The sequence below is a fragment of the Streptomyces rimosus genome, from assembly GCF_008704655.1.
Classification (GTDB): Bacteria; Actinomycetota; Actinomycetes; order Streptomycetales; family Streptomycetaceae; genus Streptomyces; species Streptomyces rimosus.
In genome coordinates this window covers 2,898,448-2,917,778 of the sequence record NZ_CP023688.1, presented here as the reverse complement: position 1 = coordinate 2,917,778, position 19,331 = coordinate 2,898,448, and the positions used below count along the sequence as shown (strand labels likewise).

Genomic DNA, 19,331 nt, shown 5'->3' with positions numbered 1-19,331 from the left:
CGGGCGAGTTCGGAGAGGGCGCGACGGCACCGGCGGTCAGATCTTGATGACGCGCACGCCGGGACCGCACAGGACGAGGAGGTCTTCGGGATCCGAGGTCAGGACGGTCACCGGGGCGGGCGAGGCCATCGCCGTGGCGGCGACGAGGGCGTCGAGGGCGTACTTGTGGCCGTGCAGTCCGGCCGCGGCCAGGAGCCTGCTGGCGTGGCGGGCGATGGCTTCGGTGGGTGGGACCACGTTCACGCGGGAGACGGCGTGGTCGAAGCGGGCCTGGTGGGTCCTGGGGTCGCGGGCTTCGACGAGGGTGACGGAACTGGTGACGACGCGGATGTCCTCCGCCTCCGCGGCGGCCAGCCACTCGGTGAGTTCGGGGGTGCGGCGTACGAGCGCGGACAGGCCCTCGCAGTCCAGGACGAGGGTGCCGCTCACGCCGCGTCCGCGGAACCCGCCGGTTCGCCGCGCAGGACGGCCCGTTTGGCATCGACCGCTGCCTGGTCCACGGGGCCGTGTTCCGCTTCGGCGTCTTCGATGAGTTCGCGGAGCCGGTCACGTTCGAGCTGGCGCTGGATGAGGGCTTCCACGTAGGCGGACATACCGCGCTTGCCGGTACGTGCCTTGAGGGCCGCGATGGTGCCCTCGTGGAGCGAGACGGAGACCGGGCGGACGGGGCCTTCGCCGGGAGCCGGGGAGACAGCCATGCACCCCAGTTTAACAAGACTCTTGTTATTGGGCTGGGGATCACGGCAGCCGGCCGGAGCCACGGAAACGGCCCCGACCAGCGCCGAACACGCCGCCGGGGCCCACCGCCCTCAGCACTCGATGATGTTCACAGCCAACCCACCCCGAGCCGTCTCCTTGTACTTCACGCTCATGTCGGCTCCCGTGTCCTTCATCGTCTTGATGACCTTGTCGAGGGAGACGTGGTGGCGGCCGTCGCCGCGCAGGGACATGCGGGCGGCGGTGACGGCCTTGACGGCGGCCATGCCGTTGCGTTCGATGCAGGGGATCTGGACGAGGCCGCCCACCGGGTCGCAGGTCAGGCCGAGGTTGTGTTCCATGCCGATCTCGGCGGCGTTCTCGACCTGCTCGGGGGTGCCGCCGAGGACCTCGGCGAGGCCGCCGGCGGCCATGGAGCAGGCCGAGCCGACCTCGCCCTGGCAGCCGACCTCGGCGCCGGAGATGGAGGCGTTCTCCTTGAAGAGCATGCCGATGGCGGAGGCGGCCAGCAGGAAGCGGATCACGCCTTCCTCGTCGGCGCCGGGGACGAAGTTGACGTAGTAGTGGAGGACGGCGGGGATGATGCCGGCGGCGCCGTTGGTGGGGGCGGTGACGACCCGGCCGCCGGCCGCGTTCTCCTCGTTGACGGCCATGGCGTAGAGGGTGGTCCACTCCATCGCGTGGGCCTCGGGGCTGCCCTCGGCGCGCAGGGCTCGGGCGCCGTTGGCGGCGCGGCGGCGGACCTTCAGGCCGCCGGGCAGGATGCCCTCGCGGGACATGCCGCGGGACACGCACGACTGCATGACCTGCCAGATCTCCAGGAGACCGGCGCGGATCTCGTCCTCCGTGCGCCATGCCTTCTCGTTCTCCAGCATGAGGGAGGAGATGGACAGGCCGGTCTCGCGGGAGAGGCGCAGCAGTTCGTCGCCGGTGCGGAAGGGGTACTTCAGGACCGTGTCGTCGAGCTTGATGCGGTCCTCGCCGACGGCGTCCTCGTCCACCACGAAGCCGCCGCCGACGGAGTAGTAGGTCTTCTCCAGCAGGGGCGCGCCGGCCGCGTCGTACGCGAACAGGGTCATGCCGTTGGCGTGGTACGGCAGGGAGCGGCGGCGGTGCAGGATCAGCTCGGTCGACTCGTCGAAGTCGATCTCGTGGTCGCTGCCGATCTCCGCGCCGAGCAGCCGCAGCCTGCCGCTCTTGCGGATCCGCTCGACCTCGTCGTCGGCCGTCTCCACGTCGACGGTGCGGGGGGAGTGCCCCTCCAGGCCGAGCAGGACGGCCTTGGGGGTGCCGTGGCCGTGGCCGGTGGCGCCGAGCGAGCCGAAGAGCTCGGCCCGTACCGCCGTCGTCTGCGCGAGCAGGCCGTCCTTCTTGAGGCGCCCGACGAACATACGGGCGGCGCGCATCGGGCCGACCGTGTGGGAGCTGGACGGGCCGATGCCGATGGAGAAGAGGTCGAAGACGGAGATGGCCACGGTGGCGGACTCCCTTGTCTGCTCGTGGTGGACGGTGGAGCAAATAGAGATCTGGGGCGGATGAAACGGAAGGTACGTTTCTGCGCCGACTGTCGAGCCTAACCCGGACGGCGGACAGACTCTCAGACGGAGGCCGTCGGACGGCTGTCCTCCGGGGCAACTACGGAAGACGCAGGGGAGGCGGTCCGGCCGTCGAGCACGGGTCCGGAACCGGCCGGGCCCTCCAGTCCCGGTCCGGAACCGGTCAGGCCGACCCGGTGGGCGTGCACCCCGGCCCGTACGGCCCAGAAGTAGAAGGCGACGGCGGAGAGTGCCACCAGCGCGATGTCCACGCCGCCGGGCAGCACGCCGTGGCCGCCGAAATCCCGGCTGCCCAGTGCGGACAGTACGGACATCCAGGCCAGGAAGCCGACGAGCCACCACGCGGGCGCGAACTGCCGGCGCAGCCCGGTCACGCCGCGGCGCCGCAGCACCACGGCCGCCACCGGCGCGGCCACCACGGTCAGCAGCGCGACCTTGCCGGTGTCCGGCCACTTCGACCAGTACAGCGCGCAGGCCGCGAAGGCGAAGGTCAGCGGGGCGAGGACGCCCGCGGCGGGCAGTCGGAACGGGCGCGGCAGGTCCGGCCGGGTGCGGCGGAAGACGCCCACCGCGATCGGGCCGATCAGATACGAGATGACCATGGCGGCCGAGATCACACTGGCCAGCGCGTGCCAGCTGTGGCCGACGGTGACCAGCAGCAGCACCGAGAAGCCGAGGTTGAGCCACATCGCGGGGCGGGCGGTCCCGTACCGGGGGTGCACGGTGGCCAGTTTCCGGGGGAAGAAGCCGGTCTCGGCGAGGTTCTGGACCATGTACGCGGCCGACGCGACGTTGGCGATGTTGGAGCCGGCCGGCGAGATGAAGGCGCCGAACTGGAGCAGCGTGACGACCCAGTGCAGCATCAGGACCTTGGCCAGATCGGCGAAGGGCGAGCTGAAGTCCACACCGTGCCAGCCGCCGCCCTGTGCCAGTTGCTCCGGCGGTACGGCGCCGAGGAACGCGGTCTGGAGGGCGAGGTAGATCACCAGGCCCAGCGAGAGCGCGCCGACCAGCGCGACGGGGATCGCCCGGCCGGGGTTCTTGGCGGCACCGCCGAGGTTGATCACGGCCTGGAAGCCGTTGAAGGCGAAGACCACGCCGCAGGTGGTCACGGCGGTCAGCACGGCCGGCCAGCCGTACGGGGTGAAGCCGCCGTGCGCGGTGAAGTTCGAGGTGTGGAAGCCGGAGGCGATCAGCGCGGCGACCGCGATGACCGGGATGGCGAACTTCACCAGGGTCAGCACGGTGTTCGCCCGGGCCAGCAGCTGGACCGACCAGTAGCAGGTCAGCCACAGCGCGAAGGTCAGCAGCAGCGCCACGCCCATACCCGAGGCCGTCAGGTGGCCGTTGGCCGGGTCGACCAGGTCACGGGCCCAGTCGTAGCTCCAGGACGCCATGTACTGGGTGGCGGCGATGGACTCGATGGGGATCAGCGAGGCGGTCGCGATCCACACCGCCCAGCCGGTGAGGAAGCCGAGCACGGGCCCGTGCGAGAGGTGGCCGTAGCGGGCCATGCCGCCGGGGATGGGGTACGCGGAGCCGACCTCCGCGTAGCACATCGCGATCATGCCGATGAAGACCGCGCCGATGACCCATGCCACCAGCGCCGCGGGTCCGGCCACCTGGGCGGCCGCGCCGGCCCCGAAGAGCCACCCGGAGCCGAAGATCGAGCCGATGCCGATCATGATGAGAGCGAAGAGGCCCATCCCCGTGCGGTTGCCCGCGGTCATGTCCATTGCCGTGCGTGTTCCGTCCTGCTGTGGCGCGAAGGGCCCGGCTGCCGAGGTGCGAGGGGCCCGGCCCTGCTGTGGTGCGAAGGGCCCCGCGCCATTGAGGGGCCGGTCTCAGCCTATGTGGCGCGAAATCACCGTAAGGCGGACGGAAAAGCCGTACGCCCGGGGTCAACGCCCCAGGACGTACGGCCTGTTCACCCCGCGGACACCGGCTCGGCGGTACCCCGCGGGGCGTACTTCATGAAACGCGTCACACAGCCGCATACCGCAGCCGCATCACACAGTCGCGTACCGCAACGGCGTCATACGGCCGCGTACCGCAACGGCGTCATACGGCCGCGGCGGACGCGCCACGGAGGCGCCCCGCCGCGCGCCGCATGACGTGTGTCACAGCGACGGGTACAGCGGGTGCTTCGCCGCCAGCGTGGTCACCCGGGCCTTGAGCGCGTCCGCGTCGTACGACGGCTTCAGCGCCTCGGCGATGATGTCGGCGACCTCGCGGAAGTCCTCCGCCTGGAAGCCGCGGGTGGCCAGCGCCGGGGTGCCGATCCGCAGGCCGGAGGTGACCATCGGGGGCCGCGGGTCGTTCGGGACGGCGTTGCGGTTGACCGTGATGCCGACCTCGTGGAGGCGGTCCTCGGCCTGCTGGCCGTCCAGCTCGCTGTCGCGCAGGTCCACCAGGACCAGGTGCACGTCGGTGCCGCCGGACAGCACCGAGACGCCCGCCTCGGTCACGTCGGGCTGCGTCAGGCGCTCGGCGAGGATGCGGGCGCCGTCCAGCGTGCGCTGCTGGCGCTCCTTGAACTCCTCGCTCGCCGCGACCTTGAAGGACACCGCCTTCGCCGCGATCACATGCTCCAGCGGGCCGCCCTGCTGGCCCGGGAAGACCGCCGAGTTGATCTTCTTGGCGAGCTCCTGGGTGGACAGGATCACACCACCGCGCGGACCGCCGAGGGTCTTGTGCGTGGTGGTGGTCACGACGTGGGCGTGCGGCACGGGGTTGGGGTGCAGCCCGGCCGCGACCAGGCCGGCGAAGTGCGCCATGTCGACCATCAGGTACGCGCCGACCTCGTCGGCGATCCGGCGGAACGCCGCGAAGTCCAGCTGGCGCGGGTACGCCGACCAGCCGGCCACGATCAGCTGCGGGCGGGTCTCCTTGGCCAGCCGCTCGACCTCGGCCATGTCGACCTGGCCGCTCTCGGCGTCCACGTGGTAGGGCACCACGTTGTAGAGCTTGCCGGAGAAGTTGATCTTCATGCCGTGGGTCAGGTGCCCGCCGTGCGCGAGGTTCAGCCCCATGATCGTGTCGCCCGGCTTGAGCAGCGCGAACATCGCGGCGGCGTTGGCCTGCGCGCCGGAGTGCGGCTGCACGTTGGCGGCCTCGGCGCCGAAGAGTGCCTTGATGCGGTCGATGGCGATCCGCTCGACGACGTCGACGTGCTCGCAGCCGCCGTAGTAGCGGCGGCCCGGGTAGCCCTCGGCGTACTTGTTGGTGAGGACCGAGCCCTGGGCCTCCATGACGGCGGCCGGGGCGAAGTTCTCCGACGCGATCATTTCGAGGGTGGACTGCTGACGGTGGAGCTCGGCGTCGACGGCGGCGGCGATGTCCGGGTCGAGCTCGTGGAGGGAGCTGTTCAGAAGCGACATGACTCTTCCTGGGGTTCGCGGGGCGCACGGCCCCGCCAGGCGGCGGGTGGGCGGGTCAGCCGGTGAAGGCGGTGTACTCGTCGGCCGAGAGCAGGTCGTCCGGCTCGCCGCTGACCTTCACCTTGAACAGCCAGCCGCCCTCGAAGGGGGCGGTGTTCACCAGCGAGGGGTCGGTGACGACGTCCTCGTTGATCTCCGTGACCTCGCCGTCGACGGGGGAGTAGAGATCACTGACGGACTTGGTCGACTCCAGCTCACCGCAGGTCTCGCCCGCCGTGACCGTGGCACCGACCTCAGGGAGCTGCACGAAGACGACGTCGCCGAGCGCGTTGGCGGCGTGCTCGGTGATGCCGATCGTCGAGACGCCCTCCTCGGCGGCCGACAGCCACTCGTGCTCCTTGCTGTAGCGCAGCTGCTGGGGGTTGTTCATGTCTTGATTCTCCTGGATGCGGTGGCGTGCTCGGTGCAAGGGTCTTGACAGATGAGACGGGGGCGCGTCGTGGACGGTGGTACGCGCGTCACTTCTGGCGCTTGTAGAAGGGCAGCGCCACGACCTCGTACGGCTCGTGGGTGCCACGGATGTCCACCGCCACACCGGCGGTGCCGGGCGCGGCGTGCGCGGCGTCCACGTACGCCATCGCGACGGGCTTGCCCAGGGTGGGGGAGGGGGCGCCGGAGGTGACCTCGCCGATCACGGCGCCGTCCGGGCCCACGACCGGGTACCCGGCGCGCGGCACGCGGCGGCCCTCGGCGATCAGCCCGACCAGCTTGCGCGGCGGGCTGGCCTCGGCCCGGTCCCGGGCCGCCTCCAGCGCGGCGCGGCCCACGAAGTCGCCGCCGTTCGTCGTCTTCTCGAACTTCACGACCCGGCCCAGGCCCGCGTCGAACGGGGTGGTGTCGGTGGTCAGCTCGTGCCCGTACAGCGGCATGCCCGCCTCCAGGCGCAGGGTGTCCCGGCAGGACAGGCCGCACGGCACCAGGCCCGCGTCCTTGCCCGCGGCGGTCAGTGCCTCCCAGAGGGCGGGCGCGTCGGCCGGGCGGACGAACAGCTCGAAGCCGTCCTCGCCGGTGTAGCCCGTACGGGCGATCAGCGCCTCGACGCCCGCGACGGTGCCGGGCAGCCCGGCGTAGTACTTCAGGCCGTCCAGGTCGGCGATGGGGGCACCTCCCTGCACGAGCGGAGCCGAGTGCTTGGGGGACAGGGACTTCAGGATGCCGACGGACTCGGGTCCCTGTACGGCGAGCAGCGCGTACGCGTCCCGGTCGTCGCGCACCTCGGCGTCGAAGCCGTCCGCCCGCTCGGTGAGCGCGTCCAGCACGACCTGGGCGTTGGCGGCGTTGGCGACGACCATGTACGCGGTCTCGGCGAGGCGGTAGACGATCAGGTCGTCCAGGATGCCGCCCTCGGCGTTGCAGATCATGGTGTAGCGGGCGCGGCCGACGGCCACGCCGCCGATGTTGCCGACCAGAGCGAAGTCCAGCAGGTCGGCGGCGCGCGGTCCGGTGACGGTGATCTCGCCCATGTGGGAGAGGTCGAAGAGACCGGCGCGGGTCCGCACGGCGACATGCTCGTCACGCTCGCTGCCGTAGCGCAGCGGCATGTCCCAGCCGGCGAAGTCGGTCATGGTCGCGCCGAGGGCGCGATGAGTGGCGTCCAGCGCGGTCCGGCGGGGGGCTTGCGTCATGGTGATGGCTCCCGGGCATGGGTGACAGGACGGTCTCCCCATCTGTCATCGGAACCTGAGAGGTTCACCGGAAGGCCCTCGCCGGCCCCGGTTTGCACCTTGGGTGGAGCCACACCACGGCGGCCCGCTTTTCAGATCTGCCTCGCCCGCGCGGTATCGGGGCCTGAGAGATTCAAGGGAGGACTTGCTCCTTCGGCGCCCCGCCGTGGCGGCCGGGGACTCTCCCGCGCGGATTCAAGCGGCCGGTATGCAGTTGGCTGAGCGTGGCACCCGTACGGCGACGCGCGCGCCGAGGCGCGGTCCCGCACTGGGCGCGCACATCATCGCACGGGATCGCCGGATACAGGAGCCCTGGTCGTACCGGTGTTCGCCGGGGCGTCACGACAGTGTCCCGGGACCGTACTGATCGTGGGATTCCCTTGAAGCGCATTACCTTTTCTTGACACTCTGCGGGTAAGGGGCTGCGTCCCGGCCGGGGACGGACCACAGCCCCGGGGGACGACACCGGACCGGGAGGGGATCACGGTGCACAGGCAGGCCGTACTCGCGACGAGTCCGGGAGGCGTGCCCCCGGGCTGTGTGCCGGAAGCGACGGGAGCCGTCCCGGGGCCCCGGCGGCTGCCGCTCGGGGTGGTACGGCCCGGCCGGGCGCGGGACGCGGCGGTGGAGGTCGTCGATCTCCGGGACGGGCACGCTCCGCGCGAGGCGGCCGAGCTGCACTTCGCGGCGGGCGACGTCGTGGTGGTCTCCGGCCTGCCGGGCAGCGGCAAGAGCACGCTCATGCTCCGGGTGGTGCCCGCCGCCGACGGGCAGGGCGCCGTCGTGCACCGCGTCGACTCCCAGGACGTACGGGAGCGCTGGGAAAGCGGCAGGCTGCGCCGGCTGCCGTACGCGCTCTACCGGCCGCTGGTCCGCGCCTCCCACTACCTCGGCCTGCGGCGGGCCCTGCGCTCCGGCGGCAGCGTGGTGGTGCACGACTGCGGCACGCTCGCGTGGGTACGCCGCTGGCTCGCGCGCGAGGCCCGGCGGGGCGGGCGCGGGCTGCACCTGATGCTGCTGGACGTGCCGCCTGAAGTCGCGCTCTCCGGGCAGCGCTCGCGCGGGCGCGGCGTCTCCGGTTACGCCTTCGCCCGGCACCGGCGCGCGGTACGCCGCCTGGCCGCCCGTGCCCGCGCGGCCCGGCTCCCCGCGGGCTTCACCTCGGCGGTCCTGCTGGACCGTCCGGCGGCGGGCGCTCTGCGCCGGATCGGCTTCGAGTGAGCGTGCCGAGTTTCTGACGGTACGCCCGATTTCTGGAGGTGCACCCGGACGTACGCCTGACGGGCCGTACGGAACGTTCCGTACGGCCCGTCAGGACCGGTCCTAGCTGTGGCGTATCTCCCGCATCTGCGCCTCCTCCGGACGCTGGTTGCCGGGCCGATTCAGAGACCCAGGGCCTTGATGAGCACCGTGGGCAGCGACAGCACCGAGTTGAGCAGCGAGCCGGCGCCCTGCTGCTGGGGGGCCTCAGCGGGCTGCTGCTGAGGCGCTTCCGCGGCGGGCTGCTGTGCGTCGGCCGGCTGCTGCTGTGTGCCGGCGGGGCGCTGCTCCCCGTCCGCGGGCTGCTGCCTCGGCGCCTGAGCGGCGGGCGGCTGCGGGTCGCTGGTCGGCGCCTTCGGCTGGGCGGCGGGCTGCTCGTCCGTCTCGTACTCGTCGGCCGGCTGTCCCGACGGCTGGGGGACCGGCCGGTTGGCGGGCTGCGCGGCGGTCCCGTCGGCCGGCTGCTGGCGCAGGTCGCCGACCACCTTGTCCACGCCCAGGATCTTGAAGATGTCCACGACCGACCGGGAGACCGACTCGGTCAGCTGCCCGGTCCGGCTCATGGGGTCGGCGGGCTCCTCCGGCGACGGGGCCCGACGGCCGGTCAGCTCGTCGATTTTCACCCGCAGATCCTGCGACACCAGCCCGAGCCGCACGGTGTCGGCGGACACCGAACGGTCGGAGTCCGTATTCAGGATCTCCGCCAGCCGCTGGGCGTCGGCCAAAACCGTGTCCAGCCGCGTCCGCGCGGCCCTGACCTGCACGGAGTGACCGCGCGCTTCGGCGGACTTCTCGGCCAGCTCGGCCGAGGCGTCCGCCAGCCGGCTGATGTCGTCGACGATGACGCTCTGGTTGCGCTCATGGGACTTGGGGCCGTCCGACGCGCTCGCTGGGGCCGTTGCGCCGAGCGCGAGGGCGCCGGCGGCGGCCGCGCTGACGAGGGCGGGGACGGTCCGGTGCGTTGCCATCAGGAGACATGCCTTTCTGTAGGAACGGCAGGGCAAGATCACCCTGGAGCCACCTTCGGAGCGGTGTGCACGGTCCGCAACCGCTCGCGTGCGTTCGGTGGTCATCCGGACGCGTCAGGCCGCCGCCCGCCTGGTGGCGTTAGGGTCTTCGACCGAGTAAGGCGCGGTGCGCGGTACGAAGCGGGTGGGTGGACATGGACTTTCCGGAGCAGGGCATACCGCAGCTGGGGTGGCCCGCCAACGAACTGGAGGAGGTGCTCGCCGCCTCGGTGGGCGCGCCCGGCGCGGGCGCCCGCATCATCGAGGTGCTGGGGCGCAGCCGGATATGGGTGCCGCTGCCCAAGGGCGGCGGCCCGGAGAGCGCCGGCATGGGCCGGGCGGGCCTGGACCTGCCGACCGTCGAGATCGGCTCGGCCGCCTATGTACCGGTCTTCAGCTCCGAGCAGGAGTTCCTGAGGGTGGCCGGGCCGAACCTGTCCTACACCGTCGCGCCGGCCGCCGAGTTCGCGCGCGGCCTGCCCCCGCTGATGGGCATCGCGGTCAACCCGGAGGGCACCGTCGGCGTGCCGCTGCCGCCCGACGCAGTGGCCGAACTGTGCCGCACCGACCGCCTCGAACACCCCGGCGCGCCCAGCGGCGCCCGGGTCCGGCTGTTCGAGCCGGACTGGCAGGAGGAGCCGGTGGACTTCCTGGCCGCGGCCGGGCTGGAGTTCTCGGCCGCGGGCTTCGTCGTCACCGCCCGCCGCGCGCTGGCCAGCGTCGAGGGGGACGCGCCCGCGCTGTTCGTCGGCGTCCAGGTGGACGCCGCGGCCGTCGCGCCGCACGATCCGGCCGTACGGGACGCCGTGACCGGGGCGCTCGGCCGGGCCCTCGGCGGGACACCGCTGACCTGGCCCGTACAACTGGTCATGCTGGACCTCGCGCAGGGCGATCCGGTCGCCGACTGGATGCTGGAGCGGGTCCGCCCCTTCTACTCGCGCGAGCACGCGTAGCGGCCGTATCCGCGCCGCGGGCGGCCCCGTCCGCCGCCCGCCCCGGCCGGGCCGCGTCCGGCGGACGCAAGCGGCATGTGCTGATCCGACCGGGGTCCGGACGCAGGCTCTAAGCTGTTGGTGCAACCGGCAGGCGTACCCCACGTGCCTGCCGACAGAAGGGACGGACCACGTGAGCGCGGGTGCGCATCAGGGAGCGGCGGCCGGGCAGGTCGAGCAGATGCTGCAGCAGGTCTCGCCCGGCCGGTACGACGCCTACGAGGCGCTGCTGCAGGCGCTCGCCGCCGGCCAGGTCTGGATGCTGCTCTGGCACGGCCAGCCGGGTTCGCCCGATGCGCAGTACGGCAACATGGAGGTCGACGGGCTCGGCTACGCGCCGTGCGTGACCTCCGCCCCCGAGCTCGCCGCCAGCGGCTGGAACCGCGCCCACGAGGTCGTCTACGGCCGCGACATCGCGGCCACCCTCTTCCCGGACCGCTGGGGCCTGTGGCTGAACCCGCACGCCCCCGGCGGCGGTGTCGGCATCCCGTGGCTGGACCTGCGGCGTATCGCGGGCGGCCTGGACCGGCTGCCGGCCGGGCCGCTGCGGATCTGTGAACCGGCCATCGAGATCCCGCAGTTCTACGCCCTGCTGGGACAGAACGCGCACCGTACGCCCGCCGTGCGCTCGCTGCGCCGGGCCTGGGTGCAGCCCGCCCTCGGCGCCCCGTACCTGGCCATCGGCCTCGACCTGTACGACACGGGCCAACCGGCCGTGGATTCGGTGCGGTTGATGATCCAGCAGTCCATCGGCGCGGTGCCGGAGGGGCTGCCCGTCTCGACGGTCGCGATGAACGACGAGTACGACCCGGTCGGCATGTGGATGCGGGCCAACGCGCGGCCGTTCTTCGACCGGGACGCCTACGCGGCGGGCCCGGCACCCGCCCAGGCCCCGGCCCCGGCGTACGGCTACGGCTACCCGCGCCCGTACTGAACCCGGCGCACCGCCCCGGGCGCACCGCTCCCGCCGCACGCCCCGCTGCCCACCCCGCCCCGCCCGTCCCGGTCCGGGTGGTTTCCCGTGCTTCCGCCGGTGGCGTCCGGCTCCTGGCGGTTCCTCCCGGCCCGAAATGGCCTGCCGCGTCCGGTAGTTGACCTCTGGTCCGGACCGCGCGCCCCGCTCAGTCGCGGCAGATGTCCGTATAACGGAAATCCGTGGTTCACATCACAGTTGCGCATCCATTCCCGGTCAGGGCTGGTGAGTGATCGCAAGTCGGATGAAGACTCCCGCAGCAGAGGGCTTCGGTCCCCGTCGTACGCGAGTTCCATCCGCTCGTCAGTCGCGTGACCTTCCGCGACGTTCGCACCATCGGCAACACCTGCAACACCTGTTTCTGCAACGCCCGCACTACCTGCACCAGTTGCTCCAGCTGTTTCAGATTTCTCCCAGTTGCTTCAGATGTACCACTTGCACCAGTGATGTGAACCAGGCCGCGCAACCGCGGCGCGCATGGGCCGGCGGCGCCGGCCGAGAGGGGTCAAAGGCACCGTGACCGCACCGATCGAGACCACCGGGGCGGCTGCCGAGGCGCAGCCGGAAGCGGTGCTGCAAGGCGTCGAGGGCAAGAAGATCGAGGGCCGCTCGCTCGGGCAGATCGCCTGGCTGCGGTTCAAGCGCGACAAGGTCGCGGTAGCGGGTGCCATCGTTGTCATCCTGCTGATCCTCGTCGCCGCCCTCTCCCGTCCGATCCAGGGCTGGCTGGGCCTGGACCCCAACAGCCCCAACCGGGACCTCATCGACCCCAACACCACCCTGCCCAGCGGTGACTTCGGCGGCATGAGCTGGGAGCATCCGTTCGGCGTCGACCCCAAGTTCGGCCGCGACCTGTTCGCGCGGGTGCTGGAGGGCTCCTGGGTCTCGCTGATCGTGGCGTTCGGCGCGACGCTGCTGTCGGTGGCCATCGGCACCGTGCTCGGCGTGGTGGCCGGCTTCTACCGGGGCCGGGTGGACGCGCTGATCAGCCGGCTGATGGACGTCTTCCTGGCCTTCCCGCTGCTGCTGTTCGCCATCGCCATCTCCGCCTCGCTCCAGGGCGGCGCCTTCGGGCTCGAAGGGCTGCCGCTGCACATCTCGGTCCTGATCTTCGTGATCGGTTTCTTCAACTGGCCCTATATGGGCCGGATCGTGCGGGCCCAGACGCTGTCGCTGCGCGAGCGGGAGTTCGTGGACGCCGCCCGCGGCATGGGCGCCCGCGGCCCGTTCATCCTCTTCCGGGAGCTGCTGCCGAACCTGGTGGGACCGATCATCGTCTACTCGACGCTGCTGATCCCCTCCAACATCCTCTTCGAGGCGGCGCTGAGCTTCCTGGGCGTCGGCATCCAGCCGCCCCAGGCGTCCTGGGGCGGCATGCTCAACCAGGCGGTCAAGTACTACGAGGTCGACCCCCAGTACATGATCGTCCCCGGCCTCGCGATCTTCATCACCGTGCTGGCGTTCAACCTCCTCGGTGACGGCCTCAGGGACGCGCTCGACCCGCGCAGCCGCTGACACCGCCGGGCGCCCGCGCCCGGCAGGCCCCCACCCAAGTTTCCGACCAACGAAGGGGAAACCGACCATTATGCGAAGGTCAGTCCCGGTCGCGGCGATCGCGGCCCTCACCAGTGCGGGCCTCCTGCTGTCCGGCTGCAGCGGCAAGAGCTCGGGCGGAGGCTCGGCGGAGGCGAACGCCGCCACCAAGGGCATCGTCAACGCCTCGGACGAGAAGGGCGGCACGCTCACCTACGCGATGAGCGACGCCCCCGAGTCCTTCGACCCGGGCAACACGTACTACGCCTACGTCTGGAACTTCAGCCGGCTGTATGCGCGTGCGCTCACCACCTTCAAGCCGGGCCCCGGCGCCAAGGGCAACGAGCTGGTGCCCGACCTCGCGGAGTCGATGGGCAAGTCCAGCGACGGCAACAAGACCTGGACGTACAAGATCCGCAAGGGCCTCAAGTACAGCGACGGCACCGCGATCACCTCGAAGGACGTCAAGTACGCGGTGGAGCGCAGCAACTTCGCGCGCGACATCCTCTCGCTCGGCCCGAACTACTTCCAGACCTACCTCCAGGACAACGAGGGCGGCTACAAGGGCCCGTACAAGGACGACAGCAAGGAAGGTCTGAAGTCCATCGAGACCCCGGACGACCAGACCATCGTCTTCCACCTCAAGCAGGCGTTCGCCGAGTTCGACTACCTGGTCAGCGCGCCGCAGACGGCACCGGTGCCGCAGGCCAAGGACAAGGGCGCGGACTACACCAAGAACATCGTCTCCTCCGGCAGCTACAAGTTCGACACCTACGAGGAGGGCAAGCAGGTCATCCTCTCCCGTAACCCCCACTGGTCGGCCGCGACCGACCCGCTGCGCAAGCAGCTGCCGGACAAGATCGTGCTGAAGATGAAGGTCGCCCAGTCGACGATCGACAAGGACCTGAAGGCGGGCAACACCCACATCGACATGGCGGGGCGCGGGGTGGACGCCCAGACCCAGGCCCAGCTCCTGACGAACACCAAGGACAAGGGCAACACCGACAACGCGCTCGGCCAGCGCCTGTCCTATGTGGCGATCAACTCCAAGGTCGCGCCGTTCGACAAGCCCGAGTGCCGCAAGGCCGTGCAGTACGCGATCGACAAGAAGGCCGTGCAGACCGCGCTCGGCGGGCCGATCCGCGGTGAGATCGCCTCCACGGTGCTGCCCACCGACCTCGCCGGGTACCAGAAGTTCGACCTGTACCCGCAGAAGTACAACGGTGAGAACCTCGACCTGACCGAGGCCAAGAAGCAGTGGCAGGCGTGCGGCGCCGGCAATGTGAGCACCGTGATCACCGCCCGCAGCGACCGCCAGGACGAGGTCGACGCGGCCACCTCGGTGATCAACTCGCTGAAGAAGATCGGCATCAACGCCAAGATCCAGACGTACCCGAGCGGCAAGTACTTCTCGGACTACGCGGGCGTGCCGGAGTTCACCAAGAAGAACAACGTCGGTCTGATGATGATGCAGTGGGGCTCGGACTACCCGACCGGCTTCGGCTACCTGAACCAGATCGTCAACGGCAAGGCGATCCAGAAGTCCGGCAACTCCAACCTCTCCCAGCTGGACGACCCGGCCATCAACAAGCTGCTCGACGAGGCCATCGCGACCAGCGACAAGGGGCAGCGGGAGAAGGACTACGCCGAGGTCGACAAGAAGACGATGGAGCAGTCGGTCATCGTCCCGCTGACCTACTTCAAGATCCTGCTGTACCGCTCCCCGAAGGCCACCAACCTGGTGTCCACCTCCGCCTACAGCGGTGAGTACGACTACCTCAACGTCGGCGTCAAGAAGTAGCAAGCCCGAAAGGCAGGTGAAGGCAAGGGCTTCCGCGGGCCGGCCGGGCCGGCCCGCGGTGCCGACGCCGCAGTCCCGTGTTCGCGTACATCATCCGCAGGTTGATCAGCGCCGTGATACTGCTGCTGATCGTCAGCGCGGTCACCTTCGGCATCTTCTTCGTGCTGCCGAAACTGGCCGGACAGACCGGCGACCAGTTGGCCGCGCAGTACATCGGAAAGGCCCCGTCGGCCGCGGACATCGCCGCGGTGAAGAAGAACCTCGGCTTGGACAAGCCGGTCTTCGTGCAGTACTGGGACTTCCTCAAGGGCATCTTCGTCGGGATCGACTACAAGTTCGGTCCGGACGCCGCCACATGCAACGTGCCGTGCTTCGGCTACTCCTTCAAGACCCACCTGGAGGTCTGGCCGGAGATCCAGTCCCGGCTCCCGGTGACCATCTCGCTGGCCGCCGGCGCGGCCGTGGTGTGGCTGGTCTCCGGCGTCGCCACCGGCGTGCTCTCCGCGCTGCGCCCCGGTTCGGTCTTCGACCGGCTGGCGATGGGCGTCGCCCTGGCCGGCGTCTCGCTGCCCATGTTCTTCACCGGCGCCCTGGCGCTGGCCCTGTTCACCTACCAGTGGCCGATCTTCGAGCGCAGCGACTACGTGCCGCTCTTCGAGGACCCGTTCCTGTGGGCGCAGACGCTGGTGCTGCCGTGGGTCACGCTGGCCTTCCTCTACTCCGCCCTCTATGCCCGCCTGACCAGAGCGAGCATGCTGGAGACGCTGAGCGAGGACTACATCCGTACCGCGCGCGCCAAGGGGCTGGGCGAGCGCAAGGTCGTGGTGCGCCACGGTCTGCGCGCGGCCCTCACCCCGATCGTCACGGTCTTCGGCATGGACGTCGGCCTGCTGCTCGGCGGCGCGCTGATCACCGAACAGGTCTTCTCCCTCAAGGGCGTCGGCGCGTTCGCCGTCGAGGCGATCAACGCCAATGACCTGCCGAACATCCTCGGCGTCACCTTGCTCGCCGCGTTCTTCATCGTCATTTGCAACCTGGTGGTGGACGTTCTGTACGCCGCCGTCGACCCGCGGGTGAGGCTGTCGTGACCGACTTCCCGGATTCCACCGCCGGCCACCGCGCCGGACCCTCCGCACCGGACACCACCACCGAGGGGCCGCCGTCCGCCGCCCCGACCGACCTGACCAAAACCGGCGCCGCGGTCGGCGAACCGGCCCCGGCGGGATCGAAGGCGCCCACGGCCTTCCTCGAAGTGCGCGATCTGAAGGTGCACTTCCCCACCGACGACGGCATCGTGAAGTCCGTGGACGGCCTGTCCTTCACCCTGGAGAAGGGCCGCACCCTCGGCATCGTCGGCGAGTCCGGTTCCGGCAAGTCCGTCACCTCGCTGGCGATCATGGGTCTGCACCGGGCCTCCCGGCAGCAGCGCAGCAAGGTGGACATGTCCGGCGAGATCTGGCTGGACGGCAAGGAGCTGGTCGGCGCCGACCCGGACGAGGTGCGCAGGCTGCGCGGCCGCGAGATGGCGATGATCTTCCAGGACCCGCTGTCCGCGCTGCACCCGTACTACACAGTCGGCCAGCAGATCGTGGAGGCGTACCGGGTCCACCACGCCGTGGACAAGAAGACCGCGCGCAAGCGGGCGGTCGAGATGCTGGACCGGGTCGGCATCCCGCAGCCCGACAAACGGGTCGACGACCACCCGCACCAGTTCTCCGGCGGCATGCGCCAGCGCGCGATGATCGCCATGGCGCTGGTCAACAACCCCGAGCTGCTGATCGCGGACGAGCCCACCACCGCCCTGGACGTCACCGTGCAGGCGCAGATCCTGGACCTGATCCGCGACCTTCAGAAGGAGTTCGGCTCCGCGGTCATCATCATCACCCACGACCTGGGCGTGGTCGCCGAGCTGGCCGACCAGCTGCTGGTGATGTACGGCGGCCGGTGCATCGAGCGCGGCCCGGCGGAGAAGATCTTCTCCGAGCCGCAGCACCCGTACACCTGGGGCCTGCTGGGGTCGATGCCGCGCATCGACCGGGAGCAGACCGACCGCCTGATCCCGGTCAAGGGATCGCCGCCCAGCCTGATCAACGTCCCGTCCGGCTGCGCCTTCAACCCCCGCTGCCCGTACGCGGACGTCCCCGAGGACGACCTGACCCGCACGGTCCGCCCCGAACTGCGCGAGGTCGGCAATGGGGGCGTGGCCGGCGGGGGAGGCCACTTCGCCGCGTGCCACATGGCGCCCGAGGAGCGGGCGCGGATCTGGACCGAAGAGATTGCGCCGAAGCTGTGACCGAGACTGAAGAGACCGGCGGCACGGCCGGCACGACGGACGAGAGCGCCGCGCCGCTGCTGAAGGTGCGCGGCCTGGTACGGCACTTCCCGATCACCAAGGGCCTGCTCAAGCGGCAGGTGGGCGCGGTGCAGGCGGTCGACGGCATCGACTTCGAGGTGCGGCCGGGGGAGACCCTGGGCGTGGTCGGCGAGTCCGGCTGCGGCAAGTCGACGATGGGCCGGCTGATCACCCGGCTGGACGAGCCCACCGGCGGCACCATCGAGTTCGAGGGCCGCGACATCACCCATCTGCCGCCGGGCAAGCTGCGCCCGATGCGCCGCGACGTACAGATGATCTTCCAGGACCCGTACGGGTCGCTGAACCCGCGGCACACCATCGGCGGCATCGTCGGCACCCCCTTCCGCCTCCAGGGCGTCGAGCCCGAGGGCGGCCTGAAGAAGGAGGTGCAGCGGCTGCTGGAGCTGGTGGGGCTGAGCCCGGAGCACTACAACCGCTATCCGCACGAGTTCTCCGGCGGCCAGCGGCAGCGCATCGGCATCGCGCGGGCGCTGGCCCTCAAGCCCAAGCTGGTCGTCGCCGACGAGCCGGTCTCCGCGCTGGACGTCTCCATCCAGGCGCAGGTCGTCAACCTCATGGACGACCTCCAGGACGAACTGGGCCTGACCTACGTCATCATCGCGCACGACCTGTCCGTCATCCGGCACGTCTCGGACCGGATCGCGGTGATGTACCTCGGCAAGATCGTGGAGCTGGCGGACCGGAAGTCGCTGTACGAGGCGCCGATGCACCCGTACACCAAGGCGCTGCTGTCCGCCGTGCCGGTGCCCGACCCGAAGCGGCGCACCCAGCGCGACCGCATCCTGCTCAAGGGCGACGTGCCCTCGCCCATCGACCCGCCCTCCGGCTGCCGGTTCCGCACCCGGTGCTGGAAGGCGACCGAGGTGTGCGCGACCACCGAGCCGCCGCTGGTGGCGCTGCGCACGGGGCACGAGGTGGCCTGCCACCATCCGGAGAACGCGCCGGACGGCGTACGGGACGGCGAGCCCGCGAAGACCGCCTGAGGCGGCGCGGGCCGGGCGGGAGGCCGGTGCGGGGCGGTACCCGACCGCTGCCCCGCACCGGCCTCCCGGCGTTCCCGTACCGGCCTTGACCGGCGGGTTTGCCGACCATAGATTCGAGCGCGCCCCGGCGGCACACGGCCACCCGCCGGCCGCCCCCACGAGAGGTGGAATCTTGTCCGCGCAGCCCGAAGGCCCGGCCCCCGACCCCGCGCTGACCGCTTATGAGGCGGTCGCGGCGGACTACGACACCATCGTCGAGGACCCGTATCTGCTGCGCTGGATCACCTTCTACCGCAAGCTCGCCGAGCGGTACGGCCCGGCCGGCACCCGGCTGCTGGACGCGGGGTGCGGCACCGGGCGCGGGACCCTGGCCCTGCGCGACCGCTTCGGGTACACGGTCACCGGCTGCGACCTCTCACCGCAGATGATCGAGGCGGCGCGCGCCAAGCCGGAGGCGGCCGGGGTGCCGTTCCACGTCGCCGACCTGCGGGACATGCCGGACCTCGGCTCCTTCGACGTCGTCACGTGCATGGGCGAGCCGCTGGCCTACCTGTCCGGCGAGGAGCTGGCCGGCGCCTTCGCGGGGCTGGGCCGGCAGCTGGCGGACGACGGTGTGCTGGTCTTCGACATGACCACGCTGGGCAGCTTCCGGCGCGACTACGCGGTGACCAAGGTGGCGGACCGGGACGGCCGGTTCGACGTGTGGCGCGGCGGGCCCGTACCGGTGGAGCCGGACACGGTCGTGGACGTCACCCACGACTACTTCGCGCGTACCGGCGAGGACACCTGGCGCCGGATTTCCTCCCGGCACCTCTACCACCATCACTCCGACGCCACGGTGCGCGGGCAGCTGGCCGCTGCCGGTCTGCGGCTGATCGCGGCGCACGGTGTCGAGGGCCGCAAGCTCACCGACGTACCGGACGAGGACGCCTGCCGGAAGATTCTCTACGTGGCCGGAAAGCAGTCTGAGTGAAGCGTCAACTGTTCAGCTGAGCATGACGAGTTGGCAAAGTCCGGAGTGAAAAACGACA

General features: G+C 70.8%; 17 protein-coding genes and 2 riboswitches. Of the genes, 9 read left to right on the top strand and 8 right to left on the bottom strand.

The window, feature by feature from the left end; translation table 11 throughout:
• Window positions 1-36: 36 nt before the first annotated feature.
• The 7 genes from CP984_RS11830 to gcvT all read right to left on the bottom strand — a co-directional run bounded on the left by CP984_RS11830 (window position 37) and on the right by gcvT (window position 7,338).
• Window positions 37-429 (bottom strand): type II toxin-antitoxin system VapC family toxin, encoded by a 393-nt coding sequence (locus CP984_RS11830; protein WP_003982872.1) that lies wholly within the window; start codon window positions 427-429, stop codon window positions 37-39.
• Window positions 426-698, bottom strand: a complete 273-nt coding sequence (locus CP984_RS11825) for a hypothetical protein (protein ID WP_003982871.1) — start codon at window positions 696-698, stop codon at window positions 426-428. The genes CP984_RS11830 and CP984_RS11825 overlap by 4 nt, the downstream gene beginning before the upstream one ends.
• 111 nt (window positions 699-809) lie before the next feature.
• Entirely contained in the window at window positions 810-2,192 is a 1,383-nt protein-coding gene (locus tag CP984_RS11820) for an L-serine ammonia-lyase (protein WP_003982870.1), read from the bottom strand.
• A gap of 122 nt (window positions 2,193-2,314) precedes the next feature.
• Entirely contained in the window at window positions 2,315-4,009 is a 1,695-nt protein-coding gene (locus tag CP984_RS11815; protein ID WP_003982869.1) for an APC family permease, read from the bottom strand.
• 384 nt (window positions 4,010-4,393) lie between these two features.
• Window positions 4,394-5,653 (bottom strand): serine hydroxymethyltransferase, encoded by a 1,260-nt coding sequence (glyA, locus tag CP984_RS11810; protein WP_003982868.1) that lies wholly within the window; start codon window positions 5,651-5,653, stop codon window positions 4,394-4,396.
• Between the two features lie 55 nt (window positions 5,654-5,708).
• On the bottom strand, window positions 5,709-6,083 hold the full coding sequence (gcvH, locus tag CP984_RS11805; RefSeq protein WP_003982867.1) for a glycine cleavage system protein GcvH: 375 nt from the start codon (window positions 6,081-6,083) through the stop codon (window positions 5,709-5,711).
• Between the two features lie 88 nt (window positions 6,084-6,171).
• Window positions 6,172-7,338: a glycine cleavage system aminomethyltransferase GcvT gene (gcvT, locus tag CP984_RS11800; protein ID WP_003982866.1), complete on the bottom strand. Its 1,167-nt coding sequence runs from the start codon at window positions 7,336-7,338 to the stop codon at window positions 6,172-6,174.
• A gap of 32 nt (window positions 7,339-7,370) precedes the next feature.
• A riboswitch (glycine riboswitch) is annotated at window positions 7,371-7,479 on the bottom strand.
• A riboswitch (glycine riboswitch) is annotated at window positions 7,480-7,575 on the bottom strand.
• A gap of 288 nt (window positions 7,576-7,863) precedes the next feature.
• On the opposite strand from gcvT, the gene CP984_RS11795 reads away from it, so the two are divergent.
• Window positions 7,864-8,598 carry an AAA family ATPase gene (locus tag CP984_RS11795; protein WP_030179025.1) on the top strand — a complete coding sequence of 245 codons (735 nt, stop codon included), beginning with the start codon at window positions 7,864-7,866 and terminating at the stop codon, window positions 8,596-8,598.
• A gap of 161 nt (window positions 8,599-8,759) precedes the next feature.
• Here the strand turns inward: CP984_RS11795 and CP984_RS11790 are convergent, their stop codons facing one another.
• Window positions 8,760-9,605: a hypothetical protein gene (locus CP984_RS11790; protein WP_003982864.1), complete on the bottom strand. Its 846-nt coding sequence runs from the start codon at window positions 9,603-9,605 to the stop codon at window positions 8,760-8,762.
• Window positions 9,606-9,799: 194 nt separating this feature from the next.
• Here CP984_RS11790 and CP984_RS11785 point away from each other — a divergent pair, with 194 nt between their 5' ends.
• From CP984_RS11785 to CP984_RS11750, 8 genes are all read left to right on the top strand, one after another.
• The gene (locus CP984_RS11785; protein ID WP_003982863.1) at window positions 9,800-10,597 is read left to right on the top strand and encodes an enhanced serine sensitivity protein SseB; all 798 of its coding nucleotides are present in this window, start codon (window positions 9,800-9,802) and stop codon (window positions 10,595-10,597) included.
• A 172-nt stretch (window positions 10,598-10,769) separates the two neighbouring features.
• Complete coding sequence (locus CP984_RS11780; protein WP_003982862.1) at window positions 10,770-11,570, top strand: enhanced serine sensitivity protein SseB C-terminal domain-containing protein; 801 nt, start codon at window positions 10,770-10,772, stop codon at window positions 11,568-11,570.
• 555 nt (window positions 11,571-12,125) lie between these two features.
• The gene (locus CP984_RS11775) at window positions 12,126-13,124 is read left to right on the top strand and encodes an ABC transporter permease (RefSeq protein WP_003982861.1); all 999 of its coding nucleotides are present in this window, start codon (window positions 12,126-12,128) and stop codon (window positions 13,122-13,124) included.
• A gap of 70 nt (window positions 13,125-13,194) precedes the next feature.
• Entirely contained in the window at window positions 13,195-14,943 is a 1,749-nt protein-coding gene (locus CP984_RS11770; RefSeq protein ID WP_003982860.1) for an ABC transporter substrate-binding protein, read from the top strand.
• A 77-nt stretch (window positions 14,944-15,020) separates the two neighbouring features.
• Window positions 15,021-16,031, top strand: a complete 1,011-nt coding sequence (locus tag CP984_RS11765; protein WP_003982859.1) for an ABC transporter permease — start codon at window positions 15,021-15,023, stop codon at window positions 16,029-16,031.
• A 92-nt stretch (window positions 16,032-16,123) separates the two neighbouring features.
• Complete coding sequence (locus tag CP984_RS11760; protein WP_030179039.1) at window positions 16,124-17,236, top strand: ABC transporter ATP-binding protein; 1,113 nt, start codon at window positions 16,124-16,126, stop codon at window positions 17,234-17,236.
• The gene (locus CP984_RS11755) at window positions 17,233-18,300 is read left to right on the top strand and encodes an ABC transporter ATP-binding protein (protein WP_003982857.1); all 1,068 of its coding nucleotides are present in this window, start codon (window positions 17,233-17,235) and stop codon (window positions 18,298-18,300) included. The genes CP984_RS11760 and CP984_RS11755 overlap by 4 nt, the downstream gene beginning before the upstream one ends.
• A gap of 172 nt (window positions 18,301-18,472) precedes the next feature.
• Complete coding sequence (locus CP984_RS11750) at window positions 18,473-19,273, top strand: class I SAM-dependent methyltransferase (protein WP_003982856.1); 801 nt, start codon at window positions 18,473-18,475, stop codon at window positions 19,271-19,273.
• The last annotated feature ends 58 nt before the right edge of the window (window positions 19,274-19,331 follow it).